Consider the following 21797-nt stretch of genomic DNA (forward strand, 5'->3'; position numbering starts at 1 on the left):
AGGAACCAACATGCGCTATATTTCAACCAGGGGTGGCATCGCCCCCATCCCCTTCAGTGAAGCGGTAATGATGGGCCTGGCTGACGACGGCGGCCTGCTGCTGCCGGAAAAGCTGCCCCAGGCCACCGGCGAGGAGATCGCCGTCTGGCGCCGCTTAAATTACCCGGACCTGGCGGTGGCGGTGCTCAGCCACTTCATCGACGATATCCCCGCCGCCGACCTGGAGCGGCTGGTAAAGAAATCCTACGCCGCTTTCCAGCATCCCGAAGTTACCCCGGTGGTCAAGCAGGGCCAGTGCCACATCCTGGAACTTTTCCACGGCCCGACCCTGGCCTTTAAAGACGTGGCCCTGCAACTGCTGGGCAACCTCTTTGAATATCTGCTGGCCAAGTCCGGCGGCCGGATGAACATCATCGGGGCCACCTCGGGCGATACCGGCAGTGCCGCCATCTACGGGGTGCGGGGCAAGGAGCGGATCAACATCTTTATTCTCCATCCCCACGGGCGGGTCAGCCCCATCCAGGAAAAGCAGATGACCACGGTGCTGGATGCCAATGTGTTCAACATCGCCGTTAAAGGCACCTTTGATGATGGCCAGGCCATCGTCAAAAAACTCTTCGGCGACCTGAACTTCAAGCAACAGCACCAGCTTGGGGCCATCAACTCCATCAACTGGGCCCGGATCGTGGCCCAGGTGGTCTACTACGTTTACGCCGCCCTCAAACTCACCGGCGAGGGCAAGGCAGCGCAGGTGGATTTTGCCGTGCCCACCGGTAATTTCGGCGATATCTTCGCCGGCTTTGTCGCCCGGCGGTTGCTGCCAAAGCAAATCGGTCAACTGATTCTGGCCACCAACGAAAACAACCTGCTCACCCGCTTCGTAAAGGACGGCGACTACTCGGTCAGCGGCGTGCGGCCCACCTCCAGCCCCTCCATGGATATCCAGGTGGCCAGCAACTTCGAACGCTATCTGTATTATCTCAACGACCAGGACGCCCAGCGCACCCGGCAGGAGATGGAACAATTCGCCGCCACCGGCAGCCTGCAGTTTGACCCCGCCAGGCTGCAGCGCATCCAGCAGGATTTTGCCTCGCAAAGCGCCGACGAGGCCGCCACCAAAGCCACCATTGGCGACTTCTACCAGAGCCATGATTACCTGCTGGACCCCCACACCGCCGTGGGGGTTTACGCCGGCTTGGCCTGCCGCCGGCCGGAGGTCCCCCTGGTCTGCCTGGCCACCGCCCATCCCGCCAAGTTCGGCCAGGCGGTGGAGGCAGCCATCGGCCGGCCGCCGGAGCTGCCGCCGCCGCTGGCGGCCCTTGCAAAACTGGAAAGCCGATGCCAGGTGCTGCCGGCCGAGGAACAGGTAATCAAGGACTTCGTCGCCCAGCACGCTCTGTGAGGCAAACGTCCAGCAGCACCGCATCTTCGGGCGATCAGCCAGGCTTGCGTACTGATGTACGCGGCGCCTGACTGCTTGCCCGAATCTGCAGCACTGCTGAACGTTTGCGATCCTTTAGTTTGTACGGTCTGGTGAATGGTTGGGATCAAAAATGGATAGTAGCGACAATAAAAGCAAGGCGGCGAACTTTATTCAGCGGGTGGAGGCCGCGCGGGAATTTCTGCTTTCCCGTTTGCCTGTAACCCCGGAGGTGGTGCTGATTCTGGGCACCGGCCTGGGCGGGGTGGCGGAACTGGTGGAGGAGGCGGTGGTGTTGCCTTACGCCGAAATTCCTTACTTCCCCCGTTCCACCGTGCCCAGCCACGCCGGTAACCTGGTCTGCGGCCGCTTGGCCGGCAGGCCGGTGGCGGTGCTGCAGGGTCGCTTTCATTATTATGAAGGCTACAGCACCCGGGAGCTGACCATGCCGCTTCGGGTGCTCTCCCGCCTGGGGGCCGGAATGCTGCTCACCACCGGCTGTGCCGGCGGCTTGAATCCGGGTTATGCGCCGGGAACCCTGATGTTGCTGCGGGATCATCTCAACCTGATTCCCGATAACCCTTTGCGGGGGTCCAACAACGATGAGTGGGGGGAACGTTTCCCCGATCTCTCTTCCGCCTACGACCCCGAATTGCGCCGGCTGGCCCGGCAGTGCGCCACCGGCCTTGGTATCGACCGGTTGCGGGAAGGGGTGTATGTGGCGGTACCCGGCCCCAGCCTGGAAACCCCGGCGGAAACCCGTTACCTGCGCCAATGCGGGGCCGACGCAGTGGGCATGTCGGTGGTGCCGGAGGTGATCGTGGCCAGGCACGCCGGCCTGCGGGTGCTGGGGCTGGCGGTGGTGGCCAACGTCAACGATCCCGACAACCAGCAGCCCATCCTGCTCGATGAAATCATCCGCGAAACCGAAGCCTGCGCTAAACAGGTGCAGGAGCTGGTCCTGGCACTGCTGCAGCGACTGTAGCAGCCCGTGACGGTTTTTCCCCATACCCTCTTGCCAGGTTTCCGGTAAAGGATTTTGTGACCGAACTTTGAAAGGCTACGCCCATGAATGATGCATCCGTCGATTTACTGTTGACCGCCGGCCGGGTACTGACCCTGGATGAACAGAACCGGGAATTCAGCGACGGTGCAGTGGCCATCAAAGGCAGCGAGATCGTCGCCGTGGGCCCCGCCGCCGAACTGGCCGCCCGCTGGCCCCAGGCCCCCCGGCTCGATACCCCCCACGGCCTGCTGCTGCCGGGGCTGATCAACAGCCACACCCACGTGGCCATGAGCTGCTTTAGGGGCCTGGCCGACGACCTGCCCCTGATGAGCTGGCTCACCGAGCACATCTTTCCCGCCGAGGCCAAGCTCACCGAAGAGATTGTCTATCACTCCAGCCTGCTGACCATGGCCGAAATGATCCGTTCCGGCACCACCAGTTTTTGCGATATGTACCTTTTCACCGCCCAGGTGGCGGCGGCCGCCGCCGACAGCGGGATGCGGGCCTGGGTGGGGGAAGTGCTGTACGATTTTCCCTCCCCCTGTTACGGTGAACTGGAAAACGGTTTTCAATACCTGGAACAACTGATGGCCGAATATGACGGCCATGAGCTGGTCAAGATCACCGTCGATCCCCATGCCGTCTACACCTGCTCCCCGGAGCTGCTGCGCCGCCTCTACGGTAGGGCGGAAAAACATGATGCCCTGTACCACATCCATCTGGCGGAAACCCGCGACGAGGTTGCCGGTTGCCTGGAAAAATACGGCAAGCGGCCGGTGGCCCATCTCGACGCCCTGGGGGTGCTGGGTGAGCGCACGGTGGCGGCCCACGGGGTCTGGCTGGAGCCGGCAGAAATCGAACTGTTGGCCCGTCGCGGGGTTAAGGTAGCCCACTGCCCGGAAAGCAACATGAAGCTGGCCTCGGGAATCTCCCCGGTGCCGGAACTGCTGGCCGCCGGGGTCAGCGTGGGCCTGGGCACCGACGGAGCGGCCAGCAACAACGACATCGATCTCTTCGGGGAAATGGATATGGCGGCCAAGCTGCACAAGGTAAACAAGATGGACCCCACCGTTCTGCCCGCCGCCCAGGTGTTGCGGATGGCCACCCGCCAAGGAGCCGAGGTCCTGGGGGCCGGGGCGGCCATCGGCAGCCTGGAGCCGGGGAAAAAGGCCGACTGTATCGTTATCGACCTGCAACAACCCCACCTGACCCCCTTTTACCACGCCCCCTCCCAACTGGTTTATGCCGCCCGCGGTGCCGATGTGCTCCATACCGTGATTAATGGCCGGCTGGTCATGGAAAACCGTCGGTTGCTGACCATCGATGAAGAAGCTCTAACCTTAAAGATGCAGGAAATCCAGGCCCGGATGGCCGAAAAAACGACCTGAGGCGACGGCGATGAACCTTACCCTGCTGCACCGGTTGCTGCTGGTGGTCGCCCTGGCGGGTTGGACTCTTACCCTGGGCGGCTTTCTGCTCTGGGATCTCCGCCTGGCCCGGGAGCACATGGAAGAGTTGGCCATCAAGGAGGCCCGCAGTAATTTCAACAAGGATCTCGCCTTCCGCCTGTGGGCCACCCGCCACGGTGGGGTTTATGTACCGGTGGATGATCGCACCCCGCCCAACCCCGGGCTTGCCCATCTGCCGGAACGAGATATTGAAACCCCCTCCGGCCGGCAACTGACCCTGATGAATCCGGCCTACATGTTGCGTCAAATGTTGGAAGAACACGGCGATTTTTACGGGGTGCGTGGGAAGATTACCAGTTTTCATTTGTTAAACCCCATCAACGCCCCCGATCCATGGGAGGCCGAAGCATTGCGGCGTTTCGAGCAGGGGGAGAGCGAGGTGTTGGAGTTTGTCGAAGATGACAAAGAACCACGGCTGCGCCTGATGCGGCCCATGGAAACCCGCGAGGGTTGCCTTAAATGTCACGCCTTTCAGGGCTACCAGGTGGGGGATGTACGCGGCGGGATCGGGGTTACGGTCCCCATGCGCCACTACCTGGACACCCTGGGCGAAACCAAAAGAAGTCGCACCATCTTTTTCTCGGTGATCTGGGCCTTGGGGGTGGGAATTCTCGTCTTGCTCGATGTCCAGGTGTTACGCCGTCTGCGGGCCCAGGAGGAACACGAGAATGTGCTTAAGGCCCAACGGCAGGCCCTGATCAGGGCCAATAAAGATCTGACCCGCCTGGCCGAGGTCTCCGCCCACCATCTGCAGGAACCGTCTCGGCGGCTGCTTACCTTCAGCCAGCTTTTAAAAGATCGCCTTAAGGTTGAAGAGACGGACCCGGAGGTGCGGCGCTCCCTGGAGTTTGTCGAACAGAACGCCACCTATCTGCGTAACCTGGTGCGGGATATTCAACTTTACCTGGATGCCGACAAACCCCAGGGCCAACCGGCGGAGTTGGATGTTAACGAAGTGGTGGCGCGAGTGCAGCAGAAGCTGGCGCCGCTGATCAGCGAAACCGGGGCTGAAATCAAGGTTGGCGAGTTGCCGCCGCTGGTTTTCGACCTGTCGCGTTTGCGCGATATCTTCTTAATTATCATGGAAAACTCGCTGCTGCACGCCGGCACCGGAACCAGGCCCCGGATCGTGATCAGCGGTGAGCGGTTGAACGGCATGAACCGTTACCGGGTCAGTGATAACGGCTCGGGGATTCCGGAAGTGTACCGCCAGCGGGTTTTTGAGATTTTTGAAAGACTAGGTGGTGGCGGCCGGGGCACCGGTATCGGCCTGCCCATCGCCCGGCGCATGGTGGAAAGCGCCGGTGGCGAAATTGCCTTGGAAACCGCCGACGGCGGTGGTCTTAGTGTGGTCTTTACCTTGCCCGCCAAGCCACCGGGCGAGGATGGCTGACAGCGGGAGATGGCACTTTGAACCTGTTGCTTACCGAACTGATTTTTAACCTGGCCCTGCTGGTGGCCCTGTGCGTGTTGTCCGGCTTTCTGGATCAGCGCTGGCCGCGGGAGAATCGCTTGGGGCCGGTGCTACAGGGTCTGCTCTTTGGCGGTGCGGCCATCATCGGGATGTTTCATCCCCTGGTGCTGGAGCCGGGGTTGATCTTTGACGGCCGCTCGGTGGTTATCTCCCTGGCCGCCCTCTTTTACGGGCCCTGGGCGGCCCTCCCGGCCGCCGCCATGACCATTGCCGTGCGGGTCGGCATGGGCGGGGTAGGGGTGACCATGGGGGTGCTGTCGATTCTGACCTCCGCCGGGATCGGCCTGCTGGCCTATTATTATCTGCGTCCCCGGCGGACAGTGTTTCGCGGCAGCGAGCTTTACCTCTTTGGCCTGGTGGTGCACCTGGGGGTGCTGGCCGGTACTTTGATCCTGCCCTGGGAGAGCGCCTTAAAGGTTTTGAGCAACATTGCCCTGCCCATCATTTTGTTTTATCCCCTAGCCACTTTGCTGGCCGGCAAGATTCTGGCCAACCAGGAGGCCCTGCGGCTCAGCGAGAGAAATTACCGGCAGCTGTTCGATGACCATGCCGCCGTCAAGCTGCTGGTTGATCCCGACGACGGCCGGATCATCGACGCCAACCAGGCGGCAGCACTTTTTTACGGCTGGTCGCAACCGGAACTGAAACGGATGCGCATCTCCCAGATCAATATTCTGACTCCCGAACAGATCCGAGGGGAAATGGAAAAGGCCCGCCGCCAGAAGCGCTACCACTTCGAGTTCAAACATCGGCTGGCCGACGGCAGCCTGCGGGATGTGGCGGTGTTTAGCAGCCCCACCCTGGTGGATGACCGTGCCCTGTTGCACTCCATCATTTTTGATCTCACCGAGCAGAAAAAGGCCCAAGAGGAGCAGGAACTGCTTACCGACCAGCTTTTCCAGGCCCGCAAAATGGAGGCGGTGGGCCGCCTGGCCGGCGGCATCGCCCACGAGTTCAACAACCTGATGACGGCAATCATCGCCAATGCTCACCTGGCCAAAAGTAAACAGGGGCCGGACGCCGAGGAGCTTGAGGAAATCGAGGTCGCCGGCAAACGGGCCGCTGAGTTGACCCGGCAGCTGCTGGCCTTTGCCCGTAAACAGAGCATCATGCCCGAGGAGCTTGACCTTAATGAGGCGGTGGATGGCTTTCTCCCCCTGTTGCGACGGTTGATCGATCAGCAGCAGGTAAATTTGCGCTGGCAGCCGGGTGGCGATCTACCAAAGCTAAGGCTCGATCCGGATCAGCTTGACCAGTTGCTGGTCAACCTGGTGCGTAACGCCAAAGAGGCGTTGGCCGATGACGGCGTGATCATCATCTCCACCGCCGCCGCCGAACTCGACCAAGCCTACTGCGAAGATAATCCCGGCGCCCGGCCCGGCCGGTACGCGGCCCTGACGGTCAGTGACAACGGCTGCGGGATGGAAAAGGAGATTTTGGGCAAGATCTTCGAACCCTTTTTCACCACCAAGGATTTCGGCCAGGGCACCGGCCTGGGGCTGTCCACTGCTTATGGGATTGTCAAGCAGAACAAGGGTTACATCGAGGTGAACAGCACCCCCGGCCAGGGCACCAGGGTAACGGTCTACCTGCCGGTGGAGAATGTGGAGGAGGCACGCTGATGGAAGGCCGGATACTGATCATCGATGACGAGGCATCGATACGCAAAGGTTTTGGCTTGCTGCTGACCTCGGAGGGCCTGACGGTGGCTTCGGCCGGTGGTGGCCCGGAAGGCCTGGCGCTGCTGGAGCGCGAGAGCTTCGATATCGTGCTGCTGGACTTCGCCATGCCGGAATTGGATGGTCTTGAGGTCTTGCGCCGGATCAAGCGCCTGGAGCAGGACCCGATGGTGATCATGATCACCGGTTACGACGAGGTTGCCCTTGCAGTTGAGGCCATCAAGGAAGGGGCGTACGACTACCTGCTCAAACCCCCGGACCCCGATCATCTGCTGATGACCCTGCGGCGGGCGCTTGATAAAATCGAGCTGGAGAAAAAGGTCTGCGTGTTGGACCGCAGCCTGGCCTTCACCCTGGAAAATCAACTGGGCAAGAGCGCCGCCATGGCCTGGGTGATTGCCGAGATCAAAGTGGTGGCAGCCTCGGATTTTTCCTTGATCATCGAAGGGGAAACCGGTACCGGCAAGAGCTTTGCCGCCTCGCTGATCCACAATCTGAGCGCCCGGGCCGCCGGACCCTTTATCGCCCTGGATATGGGCTCGATCCCGGAAACCCTGCTGGAAAGCGAGCTGTTCGGCCACCGCAAAGGGGCCTTTACCGGCGCCGAGCGCAGCAAGCCGGGCTACTTCGAGTTGGCCAAAGGCGGCACCCTGCTGTTGGATGAGTTACAAAACCTCAGCCCCGGGGCCCAGGCAAAGATTCTCCAGGTGGTGGAGGAAAAGAAGTTTTACCCGGTGGGCAGCGATAAGCCGGTGAAAGTTGATCTGCGCATAATCGGCGCCAGCAACAGTGACCTGCGCCGGGCGGTGGAGAGCGGTGAGTTCCGTCGCGATCTTTATTACCGGCTCAACGAGTACAGCCTGCTCATGCCGCCCTTGCGGGAACGCCCCGAAGATATCGCCTTTCTGGCCACTCGCCTGCTGTCTGCGGCGGCGGTGGAACTAAACCGCAATCTCAGCGGCTTAAGCGACGAGGCCCTGGCCCTGCTGGCCGCCCAGCCCTGGCCGGGCAATGTGCGGGAGCTGAAAAACGTGGTACGCCGGGCCGCCTTGCTCAGCAGCGACGGAGAGGTGGGAGTCGAGCAGGTCAGCCAGGGCATGCAAGGTGTTACGGCCCCAACGGTTTCTCCGGTTACCGATTTCCACTCGACTGAGAGCGTCCCGGTCGATCAGTCCGCCCCCCTAAGCCTGGAGGAATCGGAGAAGCTCACCATCGCCCGGGCGCTGCGTCACACCGCCAGCAACCGCACCAAGGCCGCCGCTATTTTGGGCATTACCCATAAAACCCTGTTGGCCAAGATCAAGAAGTACAACCTGGAGGAGTAGTAACGAGTACCACGGCCCTCTGGCTTATGACGGCGCCAGGGTTTCCTGTGTGCCGAAAACATGTAAAAATTACCATGTAAAAATTACTCACATGTACTTTGTCGCAGCCACCCAAAGGGCAAGTCTCTAATTTCTATGTCGATAGAACATAGAGTTGCATAGGTGGCGCAAAAATTGCTTACTTTCCCTTACCAATTGTGATTCTTTCAAATTTTGAAATATTTTTTCTATTTTTTTGATATTTCCGCGTTCGCTAGAGACACGTCAGCATGGCTGAAAACCACAAAAAGATTATCATTTTTTGTGCACTCCTGATTGTTTTTTTCCCTTCATCCCTGTGGTGCCGGGAAATTCCGACCATCCGGGTTGCCGCCTTCAACTATTATCCCGCCATCTTTCTTGATACAGACAGCAAGGTGCGAGGGTTTTATGTCGACATGCTCGACGAAATCGCCTCGCGCGAGCAGATCAACTTTGAATACGTGTTTGGCTCCTGGGATCAAGGCTTGGAGCGCTTGCGGTCGGGTGATGTCGATCTGGTTACCAGTGCCGCCTACTCTGAGGAGCGCTCTGCCTTTATGGATTTCGGCAACCAGGTTCTGCTGACGGTATGGGGAGAGCTTTATGTCCGGCAAGACTCGCCTCCCATGTCGATCTGTGAGCTTCGGGATAAAACCATTGCGGTGATGCGGCAGGATCATAATGCCCTGGCTTTCAAAGAACATCTGAGTAAGTTCGACATTAGCAGCCGATTTATCGAGTTTTCAGATTTCGATGAGGTGTTCCAGGCGGTCAGTAATGGACTGGTGGCTGGTGGTGTGGTCAACTCGCTGTTCGGGGATGCCGCCGGGGATAAATATCGACTCCAAACCAGTGGCATTGCTTTTAATCCCTTCGATATCTATTTTGCGACCGGCAAGGGGCGCAATCCAGAGCTGCTGGCTCTACTGGACCGTTATCTCTTTACTTGGCGCCAGGACAGTTCCTCGGTGTATTACCAGGCCCGCCTCAAGTGGGGAGCGGTCCAGGATCCAGAAAAAATTGTCCCTCCCTGGATAATCGATCTGGCGATTTTGCTGGTTTCATTGTTGGGTTTGGGCTTGGCCTTTATCGTTCTGCTGCGTCACAGAGTTAGTGTCGCCACCAGCAACTTGAAAGAGCGTGAAGCCATGCTGCAGGAGAGCAACGAGATGAATCGGTTGCTGCTCAACTCCACCGTCGAGGCAATCTATGGTCTCGATAACGATGGTACTTGCACGTTCTGTAATGCCGCCTGTGTCCGGATGCTCGGTTACCAAAAGCCCGAGCAATTGATCGGGCGTAAGATGCACGAGATGATCCATCACTCCTATCCGGATGGCAAGCCCATGCCGATCCATGAGTGCCGACTTCTTAGGAATAACAGTAAAGAAATCCATGAAAACGCAGTAATTTGGCGTGCCGATGGCACCAGTTTTCCCGTGGAATACTGGTCTCACCCCATTTTTCAAGACGGCAAGGTACTCGGCATAGTGGCTTCTTTTATTGATATCACTGATCGCAGGCGGGCCGAGGCCGAAAAAGAAAAGCTTTATCTCCAATTGAGCCAGGCCCAGAAGATGGAGTCGGTGGGCCGGCTGGCCGGCGGGGTGGCCCATGACTTCAACAATATGCTGACCGTTATCATTGGTAACATAGAGATGTCCATGCGTTACCCGGCCATGGACGATGCCAAGCACGTAATGTTGCATGAGGCCCTAACGGCGGCTCGTCGCTCTGCCGAAATCACCCGCCAACTGCTGGCTTTTTCCCGCAAGCAAATGGCGGCTCCCAAGGTGTTGGACTTAAACGATACCGTACAGGTTGGGCTCAAGATGATTCGGCGGCTCATCGATGAGGACATTGATTTGGCATGGAAGCCCGGCGCCGAGCTTTGGCCGGTGAAAATTGACCCTACCCAGATCGATCAGGTCCTGCTCAACCTCTGCGCCAACGCCCGGGACGCCATTGCCGGGGTTGGCCGGATCACCATTGCTACGGACAACATGACCCTGGTTGAAAGCGACTGCGCCCAGCATCAGGAATTGAGGCCGGGCTACTATGTGCTGCTGGTGGTGAGCGATGACGGATGCGGCATGGACGAAGTGACCCTCTCCCACCTTTTTGAACCTTTTTTTACCACCAAAAAGGTTGGCCATGGTACCGGGCTGGGGCTAGCCACCGTTTACGGGGTGGTCGAGCAGAATCACGGCTTGATCCAAGTTGACAGTAAGCCCGGACGAGGAACAACCTTTAAAATTTATCTGCCACGCCATGATGTCCCCATTGAGTCGGCGCCGAAAGAAAAAAAAGGGCCGGCGATCATCCGGGGCAATGAGACCGTTCTACTGGTGGAAGATGAAACGGCGATGCTGAAAGTTGTTGAATTGACGCTGAAAAAATGGGGCTACACCGTACTGGCCGCCAACACTCCGGCAGCAGCCATGCGCCTGGCGGAAGAGCATCGGGGGCAGGTTGATCTGCTGATAACCGACGTGGTGATGCCGCAAATGAACGGCCGGGAGCTGGCCCGAAAGCTGAAAGCCGGTTACCCGGAGATCAAACACCTGTTCATGTCCGGCTACAACGATGAAATCATCGCCCATCAGGGAATGGTTGACGAAAGTGTGAATTTCATTGAAAAGCCGTTTTCCATGGAAGTCTTGGCCGCCAAAATCCGGGATGTGCTCGACTGCGAGGGCTGATGACCAACCCATTCGGGTTAGAAAGAGGAAACATGCCAGTTTACAGTAATAAAATTTTTATCACCTTGCTGTTTTTATTGGTGTTGCTGTCGATTCCGGTTCGAGAGGTGCTTGCCCAGTCCCGGCAAACGGAAATCCTAGCAGCGGCGGACCCGTCGCTTAGCGAACAATTAATCCAGGCCACCCGTGAAAACATTTTTGGTTACGAACTTTTTGAAAATCACGGCAGCGTGATGTTGCTGATCGACCCCCGAAGTGGAGATATTCTATCCGCCAACCGGGTGGCACGGCAATATTATGGCCACCATGACCTGACGAACATGAAGATTCAGCAAATCAACATCTTGAGCCCGGAGCAGGTGGTTGCCGAGATGCGTCGAGCTGAAAGTTTAAACCGCAACTATTTCAATTTCCGTCACCAGTTGGCCGATGGCGCTATTCGGGACGTAGAGGTCTATTCCTATCCGGTATTCTTCTATGAAACCAAGCTGCTTTTCTCCCTGGTGGTGGATGTGACCGACCGGCTCCTGGCTGAAACAATGGTTCGGCAGAAAGAGCGGACTGCCCGCTGGGTTATGGGAGGCCTGCTTTTTTTCGCCGTTATTTCAGTAGGCCTGTTATGGCTGATTGTTATGCGCCAAAAACGTCACCAGCAAATCTTGCAGGCAAAAAACCGCCAACTGGAAAAGGCCCGGGATGAGATTAAAATCTTGCGAGGCATCATTCCCATCTGCTCATTTTGTAAAAAAATTCGGGACGAACAGGGGGCCTGGAGTAAATTGGAGCAATATATTTCCCGCCATTCTGAGGCGCTTTTCAGTCATGGCATTTGCCCTGATTGTATGGAAGAGCACTATCTGGAATAACCCTGTAGCAGGGAGGTAGGCGATGAGCCCAGAGCAAGTGGTTGATCCTGGCAGGATAATTGTCGTTGATGACGACCTGGCGATTTTACGCGTTATCTCGAATATTTTTGCTGAACATAATGTTGAGGTGATAACCTTCGCCACCGCCGCCCCGGCTCTTGAGTACCTGCAAAACTACAGCGCCGATCTGTTGTTGACTGATGTGCGGATGCCGGAGATGTCCGGGATGGAGCTGCTGGCCAGAGTGCGGGAAAAAGATCAAGAGTTGCCGGTAATCATCATGACCGGCTACACCGAAATGGAAAGCGCGGTGGGCGCCATTCGCCAAGGGGCCTCGGACTTTATCCTTAAACCTTTTGAGATTGACTACCTGGTCCATTCGATAGAGAAAGCCTTGGGCTACAGGGCGCTGCAAGCGGCGGAAAAAAAATATCATTTGCGGCTGGAAAGCAAAGTGCGGGAGCGCACCGCGGCCCTGGCTGCTGCCATGGCCGACTTGCACCAGGCTAACCGTGAAGTAACGGCAAGGCTGCTCAGGCTGGCGGAGTACCGGGATGTTGAAACCGGGGCACATATTCGCCGGCTCGGCTTTTACGCCAACAAGCTGGCGGAGGCTCTTGACCAAGATCAGGTGTTTGTTGAGGACATCACCTTGGCCGCCCCCATGCATGATATCGGCAAAGTCGGCATTCCCGATGATATTTTGCTTAAGCAAGGGCCGTTACGCCCGGAGGAATGGCGAATCATGCAGACCCACACCCTGATCGGGGTTATAGTCAAATCTGGTGTATGGGATAACTGAGGAAAATGGCGTATCATCCAGGTTGATTGATCACCACGACGATCACAGCCAACACAGGAGGATACGCCATGACCAAGTCTACCCCAACCGCTCTTTCACAACAAGGAAACAATGTCGCCGACCCGCTTACCGACCTTTTGCGCGATGGTGCCAGGATGCTGATTGCCCAGGCCGTAGAAGCTGAATTACAGGCCTTCATGGCCCAATACTCCAGCCGCTTGGAAGATGGCCGCAGGACAGTGGTCCGAAACGGCTATCTTCCCGGTCGCACGATCCAGACCGGAATCGGCGATGTCGAGGTCAAAGTTCCCAAGGTGCGAGATCGTAGCGGCCAAGGCCTCAAGTTCAACAGCAGTTTGTTGCCGCCTTATCTGAAGCGGGCGCGCAGTGTCGATGAGTTGCTGCCCTGGCTTTACCTGCGAGGAATTTCCACCGGCGATTACCAGGAGGCCCTGGCCGCACTCCTCGGGGAACAGGCCAAGGGGTTGTCGGCCAACACCATCTCCCGCTTGAAAGCCAAATGGCTGGCCGAGCACACCAAATGGCGGCAACGTGACCTGAACGGAAAACGCTACGTTTACTGGTGGGTGGATGGCATCTACAGCAACGTCCGCATGGATGACAAGCTTTGCCTGCTGGTGATCATTGGAGTTACCGACCAGGGGCACAAGGAACTGATAGCGGTGGAGGATGGCTACCGGGAGTCAAGCGACAGCTGGTATGAACTTCTCGCCGGGCTGCGGGCTCGGGGCCTGACCACAGGCCCCGAGTTGGCGGTTGGCGATGGTTCCTTGGGGTTCTGGAACGCCTTGGGCAGGGTCTATCCGAAGACCCGCCACCAACGCTGCTGGGTTCACAAAACGGCCAACGTGCTGAACAAGATGCCCAAAAAGCTTCAGCTCAAGGCCAAGGCTGATTTGCATGATATCTGGATGGCTGAGACCAAGGAAGATGCCAGCCAGGCTTTTGATCGTATGCTGGCCCGTTTCGAAGACAAATACCCCAAGGCCATGGAGTGCCTGGCCAAGGACCGGGACGAGTTGCTGGCTTTTTACGATTTTCCAGCCGAACACTGGGTGCATATCAGGACCACCAACCCCATCGAGTCGGCCTTTGCCACTGTGCGCCTGCGCAGCAAGAGATCACGGAACTGCGGTTCCAGGGACACCACCCTGACCATGGTCTTTAAGCTGCTGCAAAGCGCTGAAAAAAGATGGAAAAAGATCAAGGGATTTCGCCGGCTGGCTGAGGTCGTCACCGGCATACAATTCAAAAACGGAATCAAGGTGTCAGATCAACCTATGCGGATGGCCGCCTGAGGACTCCGTACACCAGATTTGACAATAACTCCCCTGATCGGGGCCAAGGTGTTGGCTGATTCAAACCTTGGCTTCCTGAAAATGGCGGCCAGCATTGCCCTGACCCACCATGAGCGCTGGGATGGCAGTGGTTACCCCCACGGCCTGAGCGGTGAGCGGATTCCTTTGGAGGGTCGAATTGTGATCATCTGTGATCAATACGATGCCCTGCGCAGCGCCCGCCCATACAAAAAAGCCCTGAGCCACCAGGAAGTGGTGCGGATTATAGTAGAAGGGGATGGGCGCACGGAGCCCGGGCATTTCGATCCCGAGGTTTTGGCGGCCTTTCAGGAGATCAATCAGGTGTTTGCCGAAATTTACCTGCACTGGAGCAACGGAGACAATGGCCGGTAGCGATGAGTGGTTAAAAAAGTTCCTTTGGGACGAAGGTTCGCCCAAAGGGGAAGGGTTCAGGACGTCGCCACCATGGTTAAGATGGGGTTTTGTGGTGGTAGCCGCCGCCTGGACCAGCCTGATTATGGTCCTTTGGGCGGTTGATTCATACAAGGTTTATCAGAGCTCTTTGAGCAACGCCGAAACAGCCGCTCGCCACAGTTACAGCAAGGATATCAACTTGCGTCGCTGGGTCACCGAGCACGGCGGAATATATGTGCCGGTCACTGAGCAGACCCCTCCCAGCCCCTATTTAAGCAATCTGCCGGAGCGGGATCTGGTGACCCCCAGCGGCCGTTTGTTGACCCTGATCAATCCCTCCTATGCTGTCCGAAAGATCAATGCCAAAGCTGACCCGGAGCTTGGGGTTTTGAGCAAGCTCACCAGTCTGCAGCCGGTTCGGCCGGAAAATGCCCCGGATGCCTGGGAGGCTGAGGCATTGCGCCGGTTGATCGCCAATCCCGATCAAAAGGAATTTGTAGAGTTGGCAGAGGTCGACAACCAGCCTTTTTTGCGTATGATGCGAATACTTGAACCTGAACCGTCTTGTATGCAATGTCATTACACGACTGATGCCAATGTGGGGGCTGAAGGCAATGTGGGCTCGTTGCGCGGCGGGATCAGCACTTTGGTCCCCTGGCAGCCCTATCGGGAGGCTATGCTTGGCGTTTTGGCAAACCATGGCTTGGCCTATGGCGTCCTTTGGCTGATCGGGCTATTGCTCACTGGCGGCGCGATGTATATTTTTCAACTTAACTTCGCCCGACTGCAGCAGGGGGAAAATACGCTGCGCCGGAGCGAAGAGAAATACCGACGGTTGGCCGAAGGTATCGAAGCCATCCCCTGGGAATTTGATCTCGCGGTCAACCGCTGGTCTTATATCGCCCCTCAGGTGGAAAAAATCTTGGGCTATAAGCAGGCAGAATGGACCGACTTTTCCTTTTGGGTTGACCGTATCCACCCGGAAGATCGCGAGGCGGCGGAGAACTACTGCCGGCATTACAGTGCCATGGGCGAAGACCACGTTTTTGACTATCGTTTCCAGAAAAAAGGTGGTGATTTTGCCTGGTTGCGGGATGTGGTCAGCGTTGAAAAGGCCGATGGACGCCCGGTATACTTGCGGGGAGTGATGATCGATTTGACCGGCTCCCGGCTGCTGGAGGAAAAACTGCGCCAGTCGGCCAAAATGGAGGCGGTGGGTACCCTGGCAGCCGGAGTAGCTCACGACTTCAACAATATCCTGACCTCACTGATCAGCTTTGCCACCCTGGTTAAGCGGCGGCATCGGGATGACGAGGTCAGCCAGGATTATCTGCAGGAAATCCTCGACAGCGCCAGGCGGGCGGCGGAGCTGACCCGCAGCCTCCTGGCTTACAGCCGTAAACAGCAAATTGAACTAAAGCCGGAGGATCTCGGCAAAACGGTTGAGAAAAATCAAAAGATGCTGCGCCGAATTATTCGGGAAAACATTGAGCTCAAGTTGGAATTGATTGACCGGCCCCTGCCGGTCATGGCCGACCACGTTCAGATCGAGCAGGTGCTGATGAATCTGGCGAGCAATGCCCAAGATGCCATGCCTGCCGGCGGGCGGTTGACCATTGGCGCCGGATGGCAGGAAAAAGCGCCGTCGGAGCTGGAGTTGGTCACTGCCGGTCCTTGGGCGGTCCTGACCATGGCCGATACCGGTTTCGGGATTGACCCGGAAATCCGAAAGCGAATTTTTGATCCTTTTTTCACTACCAAGGAAGTGGGCCGGGGAACAGGTCTAGGGCTTTCCATGGTCCAGGGTGTCGTCCAGCAACACGGCGGGGCCATCCGCTTGGAAAGTGAACCCGGCCAGGGCAGTACTTTTACTATTTACCTGCCGTTGATCAGTGAGCAAAGCAACGGGCCGAAGGAACCTGAACCTTCTACGTTCTCCCATGAAAAAAGTCAGGGGGCAACCATACTGCTGGTCGAGGATGAAGAGCAGGTGCGACGGGTTTTACAGAGGGTCTTGGAGCAGCAGGGCCACCAGGTGCTTTTGGCGGTCGATGGCCAAGAGGCATTGACTTTCTTCAGTCAAAACCCGAGTGACATCAACCTGGTGATAATGGATGTGGTAATGCCCAAGTTAAACGGCCGGGAAACAGGCTTGGCCATGCGCCGAATTAAGCCTGATCTGCCGATCATCTTAATCAGCGGCTATACCAATGATGTTGTTAACAGTGAAGATCTGGCCGCTGAAGGTTTCCACTTTATCCACAAACCAATCGAGCCGGCGGTTCTGATCAATCAGGTCCGTGAGGTTCTGGCCGACTGCCCTTCCTGTTCTGAATATTGTGGGAAGTAAAGCCGGAAAGTGGATCCCCGGCCGGGTTCGGATGCGGTGATGTAACCGGTTTCTCGTTCTTTTCGTGCAATGGGAACTTCTGGTCAAAACATCCGCTGGGGATCACCGCTGGCGCAATCGGCCAGCACCCTTTTTTTAATTTTTTCCCTGGACTCCTGGTCTTCATAAATCGTTTCCCAGAAATCGCCGGCAAGCAGGGCCTCCCTGGTGGTGCCGTACAGCCTGGGGAAGTTATCGTTCATATAGGAAAATTTCACTTCCGGGTTGAGCGAGTTTACCGCCACTCCCATCGGCAGATTGTCCATGATGGTGCGATTAAATTCCTCGCTCTCCCGCAACTCTCCGTTCCTCTCCGCCACCCGACGACGCAGGGCTACCAATCGTTGCATTACCACGGCGTCATGGTACCCCAAGGCCAATTGGTCCAGTGCTGTTTCAAAGGTGGCAGTGGTGATGATCTCTATGCCGCGCTCCTTGCGGCGTAAAAACTCCTCGGCGTTGTCCCCTTGCATCACGGCGACCTGCTTGCCGCGCAGATCGTCAAGATCACTGATCCCGACGGTATCCCTTCGAACCACAATGGCCTCATGCAAGGACATGTATGGAAAGCCGTCGGCTTCTCCAGTCTGGCCAACCACGGAAAATGGGGGGTATTCGATTTCTGCGGCGCTGCTGATCGGGGTTGTCGCCCGGCCTTGGCTCTGTAATTGTTGCTAAGTAAAAACTACATGGTTGATAGTTTTGGCGTATTTTGGGCCGAGATTTTTTGCTGGTTTAGCTCGCTATTTCAGTGTTTTGGTTGTTTGGCATTTTTTTTGCTTATGGATGAGGTGCGTCTTATTTTTTAAATTTATCAGCAGGAGACTGTCATGCACGCTAAGGAGGTTAGCTCGATTTTACTGGTTGATGATGATGCCAAAGTTTTGAAAGCGGTGAAGGCGATCTTGGAGGCCGAGGGGTACCCGCTGGAGGCCTGTCATGATCCCCTGGCCGCTCTTCAGGCATTCAAGGTGGGCAATTACGATTTGGTGCTTTCGGACATCAAAATGCCGGAGATGAGCGGTATTGAGTTGTTGAGCAAAATTCGGGAGCAAGATCCCGATGTGCCGGTGATTCTCCATACCGGCTACGCCGAACTCAGTAGCGCGGTGGAGGCGGTAAAAAAAGAGGCCTTCGACTACCTGTTAAAGCCGGTGGAACCGGAGATGCTGATTAAGGCGGTGGAGCGAGGGCTGCAGTTCCGCCACTACCGGATGCTGGAAAAGAACTACCAGCAGCGGCTAAAGGAGGAAGTTCAGGCGGCCACCGTGGACCTGTTTCGGATGGTGGAGGAACTCAAGGAGGCCCGGGACCAGGCATTGGAGGCCTCCCGCCTCAAGTCCGAGTTCATCGGCAACATGAGCCACGAGTTGCGCACGCCCTTAAACCAAATTATCGGCCTCAGCGAAGTCATGCTGGATCAGCCCGAGATGCTTGCCGACCATCGCAACTACCTCCAGACCATTGTCAAGGCTGCTTGGGGCTTGAACGGTACTCTCAACAATGTCCTGGAGCTTTCCCAACTGGACAGCGGTCAGGTTGATTTATCGGAACAAGATTTCCAGCTTGACGAGCTGCTGACGGTAATAAGACAGCATTACCAAGCCGAAGCCCGAGAAAGGGGCCTGGAGCTGACCGTGGTGCGAATGCCCGGGGTGCCGGCCCAACTGCGGGGAGATAGCGCTCGCCTGGAGCAGGTGCTGCAACTGTTGCTGGACAATGCCTTCAAGTTCACCGAGCAGGGCTCAATAGCTGTGAAGGTTGAGCGGGAGAACGGCAATGACCATGGCAACGGCGGAGTCCTTCGGCTGCGCGTTCTGGTTAGTGACACCGGCTGCGGCATCCCTGCGGAAAAGCAGGAGTGCATTTTTGCCAGTTTCCGTCAGGCCGACGGCTCCCTGACCCGCTGCCACGGAGGTGCTGGCCTGGGTCTGGCGGTGGCCAAGCGGCTGGTCAAACTGCTGGGAGGTGAAATCAGCGTGACAAGCGAACCAGGCAAAGGGTCAACCTTCATCTTCAGTGTCCAACTGCAACCAACCGCCAGCGGCAAATGACAGGCAAGCGAACAATCGACCGCTAACTAAAGCGAGGAGAGATCATGACCAGGGCGAAAAGCAGGGAAGAAACATTTGATCACGATTGGGACGAGAACGAGGAGGACACTCAGAAAGACAAATACCTCACCTTTCACGTCAACGGTGAGGATTACGGAATTGAAATCCGCTTTGTTACCGAGATCATAGGCATCCAAAAGATCACCCAGGTGCCCGATATGCCGCACTTCCTCAAGGGGGTGATTAACCTCCGGGGCAAGGTGATCCCGGTGATGGATGTCCGGGTCCGTTTCGGGATGCCGGAGAAAAAGTATGACGAGCGAACCTGTATCGTAGTGGTGGATATAGAAGGTACCGTCATCGGCCTGTTGGTAGACCAGGTCCAGGAGGTGGTGGATATTCCCGGATCCCAGGTGGAACCTCCCCCCGAAACCAGCCGGGGCAGGCACAGCCCTTTTTTGCAGGGCATGGGCAAGATCGGCGATGAGGTCAAAATCCTGCTCAATGTTGAACAACTGCTTGTTGACGAGGAATTGCGGCGCATCAATAACGCCGTCTGGGAGTCAAAGAAATAAGCCGCTGCGGTGATGTTGCTCAAAACATCATAAAGTGAAAGCCATGCCATATGCCGACAGTGATCTGGTCGGAAATTTAAGATGTTGTGCCAGGAGGAGAGGAAAAAAATAATGAAAAAAATGCTTCGCAAGATGAGCCTTAAAGCCAAACTGATTATCTCCACCGGGTTGCTGCTGGCGATACTGGTGCTGATCACCACGTTTATGGTTAGAGCCTCTCTGCTGAATCTGTTGGAGGCCACCGTCTCTCACAATGTTGAAACCACGGTGATTTCGGTGGAGGGGTTTATTCAGCAGAAGACTGAACAGGCACTGGCGATTTCCGCCACCGCCGCCGCCCGACCGGATGTGGCCCAGGCCGCCAAAGTTGGTGATCGCGATGTGGCCATGGAGATGCTCGGCCCGATCTTCGCGGATGTCAGGGAGCGCTTCGATGTTACAGTGCTTCATTTCATGGCCAGGCAGCCAGGTGATCTCCTGCGGGGATTTGCCCGTACCCAGCGACCGCAAAACGAGGGGGGCGACGAGGTTACCTCCAATGTTATCCTGGCCACGGCCAACAGCGGGGTCGCTCGAACCGGTTTCAGGCAGGCCGCTTACGGCATGGGGATGCGCGGTTGGGTTCCGGTATTTGCCGATAACCAGGTGGTCGGGGTCATGGAAACCAATATCGCCTTCACCGAAGAGTTGCTCAACGAAATTGAAGAGGGGCTGGCCGGGGCGACCCTGGCCGTGTTCGCGCCGGAGAGGGGGGAATTTATCCTGCAGTCCGGCCGAGCCGAACTCCAGCCGCCGCCCCATGTTTTCGAGCAGGCCCGCCAAGGGGCAAGCGAGGTGGTGCGCGAAAACAATACCGCCTATTCCCTTTTCCCGATCCGCGACTACGATGACAACCTGCTGGCCGTGGTCGGCGTTTTCCAGGATGTTTCCGCCCACACCGCCATGGTGAACAACCAGTTGCGGCAATTGCTGCTGGTGATCGTCAGCCTGGGCCTGGTGGTGGTGATCGCCGTTTTTTTCCTCATCAGTTCCGCAACCCGGCCCATTGCTCAAACCGTGCAGATGATCAAAGAGATGGGCCAGGGCCGGCTGGACAGGCGGCTGAACATGCAGCGGGAGGATGAAATCGGGCAGATGGCCGCGGCCATGGATGAATTCGCCGACACCCTCCAGCACCAGGTGGTGGGTTCCCTGCAGAAGCTGGCCCAAGGCGACCTGACCTTCGAGGTCAAGCCTTATGACGACCAGGATCTGATCGGCACCGCCCTGCTCAAGACCAACCGCGATCTCAACCGGATCGTTGGCGAGATCACCGCCGCCACCGATCAGATCGCCGCTGGCTCGAGCCAGGTCGCCGGCTCCAGCCAGTCGCTGTCCCAGGGGGCCACCGAATCGGCGGCCTCGCTGGAGCAGATCACCAGCTCGATGACCGAGATGGCCTCGCAGACCAAGCGCAACGCCGAGAACTCCACCCAGGCCAACCAATTGGCCGGCGAGGCCCGCCAGGTGGCGGAGACCGGTAACGAGCAGATGGAGAAGATGATGGCGGCCATGACCGAGATCAACCAGGCCGGGCAGAACATCTCCAAGATCATCAAGGTGATCGACGAGATCGCCTTCCAAACCAACCTGCTGGCCCTCAACGCGGCGGTGGAAGCGGCGCGGGCCGGCCGCCACGGCAAGGGTTTCGCAGTGGTGGCCGAGGAGGTCCGCAACCTGGCGGCCCGCAGCGCCAAGGCGGCCAAGGAAACCGCCGAATTAATCGAGGGTTCGGTGGCCAAGACCGCCAACGGCACCGAGATCGCCAGCCAGACCGCCGAGTCGCTCAAGGAGATCGTAACAGCCATCACCAAGGCCACCGATCTGGTGGGCGAGATCGCGGCGGCCAGCAACGAGCAAGCACAGGGCATTGCCCAGGTCAACCAGGGCTTAAGCCAGATCGACCAGGTAACCCAGACCAACACCGCCAACGCCGAAGAAGGGGCGGCGGCGGCCGAGGAGCTCTCCAGCCAGGGCGACTACCTGCGGGAGTTGATCAGTACCTTCACCATCAAGGAGAGCCCTGTCGGCGGCCGGCGGCGGGCCTTGCCGGTGGGGCATGAAACGCGATTTGCCGAGACCGGCGAGGGCGCTTTCGGGGGTTGGGACAGCCTGGAAGCTGAATCTAAGGGCGAGGGCAAAAGGAAGTCCCGTGAGGCGAAAGCCCTGGAAGACCGGGAATTCGACCGCTTCTGATTATCGATAACCGGCCCGGCAGCGCCGTCGGAAACAAGCTTGTCGAG

At 57.6% G+C, this 21797-nt stretch carries 16 protein-coding genes; 15 read left to right on the top strand and 1 reads right to left on the bottom strand.

Annotation, left to right across the window (positions count from 1 at the left end; translation table 11 throughout):
* The first annotated feature begins 10 nt into the window (after nucleotides 1-10).
* The 12 genes from thrC (at nucleotide 11) to DAAHT2_RS13745 (ending at nucleotide 16847) form a co-directional block, all read left to right on the top strand.
* Entirely contained in the window at nucleotides 11-1402 is a 1392-nt protein-coding gene (gene thrC / locus DAAHT2_RS03285; RefSeq protein ID WP_013162879.1) for a threonine synthase, read from the top strand.
* 151 nt (nucleotides 1403-1553) lie between these two features.
* Nucleotides 1554-2405 carry a purine-nucleoside phosphorylase gene (locus DAAHT2_RS03290; RefSeq protein WP_013162880.1) on the top strand — a complete coding sequence of 284 codons (852 nt, stop codon included), beginning with the start codon at nucleotides 1554-1556 and terminating at the stop codon, nucleotides 2403-2405.
* Nucleotides 2406-2488: 83 nt separating this feature from the next.
* Nucleotides 2489-3814, top strand: a complete 1326-nt coding sequence (locus DAAHT2_RS03295; protein ID WP_013162881.1) for an amidohydrolase — start codon at nucleotides 2489-2491, stop codon at nucleotides 3812-3814.
* Between the two features lie 10 nt (nucleotides 3815-3824).
* On the top strand, nucleotides 3825-5288 hold the full coding sequence (locus DAAHT2_RS03300; RefSeq protein WP_013162882.1) for a sensor histidine kinase: 1464 nt from the start codon (nucleotides 3825-3827) through the stop codon (nucleotides 5286-5288).
* A gap of 17 nt (nucleotides 5289-5305) precedes the next feature.
* Entirely contained in the window at nucleotides 5306-6991 is a 1686-nt protein-coding gene (locus DAAHT2_RS03305; protein ID WP_013162883.1) for a LytS/YhcK type 5TM receptor domain-containing protein, read from the top strand.
* Nucleotides 6991-8373, top strand: coding sequence for a sigma-54-dependent transcriptional regulator (locus DAAHT2_RS03310; protein WP_013162884.1), 1383 nt, complete (start codon nucleotides 6991-6993; stop codon nucleotides 8371-8373). The genes DAAHT2_RS03305 and DAAHT2_RS03310 overlap by 1 nt, the downstream gene beginning before the upstream one ends.
* Nucleotides 8374-8642: 269 nt before the next feature.
* Nucleotides 8643-11096, top strand: a complete 2454-nt coding sequence (locus DAAHT2_RS13740) for a response regulator (RefSeq protein ID WP_013162885.1) — start codon at nucleotides 8643-8645, stop codon at nucleotides 11094-11096.
* Nucleotides 11096-11962 carry a nitrogen regulation protein NR(II) gene (locus tag DAAHT2_RS03320; RefSeq protein WP_157861399.1) on the top strand — a complete coding sequence of 289 codons (867 nt, stop codon included), beginning with the start codon at nucleotides 11096-11098 and terminating at the stop codon, nucleotides 11960-11962. Before DAAHT2_RS13740 ends, DAAHT2_RS03320 begins: the two co-directional genes overlap by 1 nt.
* 22 nt (nucleotides 11963-11984) lie before the next feature.
* Entirely contained in the window at nucleotides 11985-12764 is a 780-nt protein-coding gene (locus DAAHT2_RS03325; RefSeq protein WP_049824354.1) for a response regulator, read from the top strand.
* Nucleotides 12765-12832: 68 nt separating this feature from the next.
* Nucleotides 12833-14083, top strand: coding sequence for an IS256 family transposase (locus tag DAAHT2_RS03330; protein WP_013162619.1), 1251 nt, complete (start codon nucleotides 12833-12835; stop codon nucleotides 14081-14083).
* A gap of 48 nt (nucleotides 14084-14131) precedes the next feature.
* Nucleotides 14132-14476, top strand: a complete 345-nt coding sequence (locus tag DAAHT2_RS03335; RefSeq protein WP_280982686.1) for an HD-GYP domain-containing protein — start codon at nucleotides 14132-14134, stop codon at nucleotides 14474-14476.
* The gene (locus DAAHT2_RS13745; protein WP_013162887.1) at nucleotides 14466-16847 is read left to right on the top strand and encodes an ATP-binding response regulator; all 2382 of its coding nucleotides are present in this window, start codon (nucleotides 14466-14468) and stop codon (nucleotides 16845-16847) included. Before DAAHT2_RS03335 ends, DAAHT2_RS13745 begins: the two co-directional genes overlap by 11 nt.
* An 83-nt stretch (nucleotides 16848-16930) precedes the next feature.
* On the opposite strand, the gene DAAHT2_RS03345 is transcribed toward DAAHT2_RS13745, so the two are convergent.
* Entirely contained in the window at nucleotides 16931-17446 is a 516-nt protein-coding gene (locus tag DAAHT2_RS03345) for a type 2 periplasmic-binding domain-containing protein (RefSeq protein ID WP_041718791.1), read from the bottom strand.
* Between the two features lie 270 nt (nucleotides 17447-17716).
* Between DAAHT2_RS03345 and DAAHT2_RS03350 the strand changes: the two genes are divergently transcribed.
* The 3 genes from DAAHT2_RS03350 to DAAHT2_RS03360 all read left to right on the top strand — a co-directional run bounded on the left by DAAHT2_RS03350 (nucleotide 17717) and on the right by DAAHT2_RS03360 (nucleotide 21750).
* Nucleotides 17717-18940 carry a response regulator gene (locus DAAHT2_RS03350; protein WP_013162888.1) on the top strand — a complete coding sequence of 408 codons (1224 nt, stop codon included), beginning with the start codon at nucleotides 17717-17719 and terminating at the stop codon, nucleotides 18938-18940.
* A 44-nt stretch (nucleotides 18941-18984) separates the two neighbouring features.
* Nucleotides 18985-19515, top strand: coding sequence for a chemotaxis protein CheW (locus DAAHT2_RS03355; RefSeq protein ID WP_013162889.1), 531 nt, complete (start codon nucleotides 18985-18987; stop codon nucleotides 19513-19515).
* Nucleotides 19516-19626: 111 nt separating this feature from the next.
* Complete coding sequence (locus DAAHT2_RS03360; protein WP_013162890.1) at nucleotides 19627-21750, top strand: methyl-accepting chemotaxis protein; 2124 nt, start codon at nucleotides 19627-19629, stop codon at nucleotides 21748-21750.
* The last annotated feature ends 47 nt before the right edge of the window (nucleotides 21751-21797 follow it).

This window comes from Desulfurivibrio alkaliphilus AHT 2 (assembly GCF_000092205.1).
GTDB classification, from domain to species: Bacteria; Desulfobacterota; Desulfobulbia; order Desulfobulbales; family Desulfurivibrionaceae; genus Desulfurivibrio; species Desulfurivibrio alkaliphilus.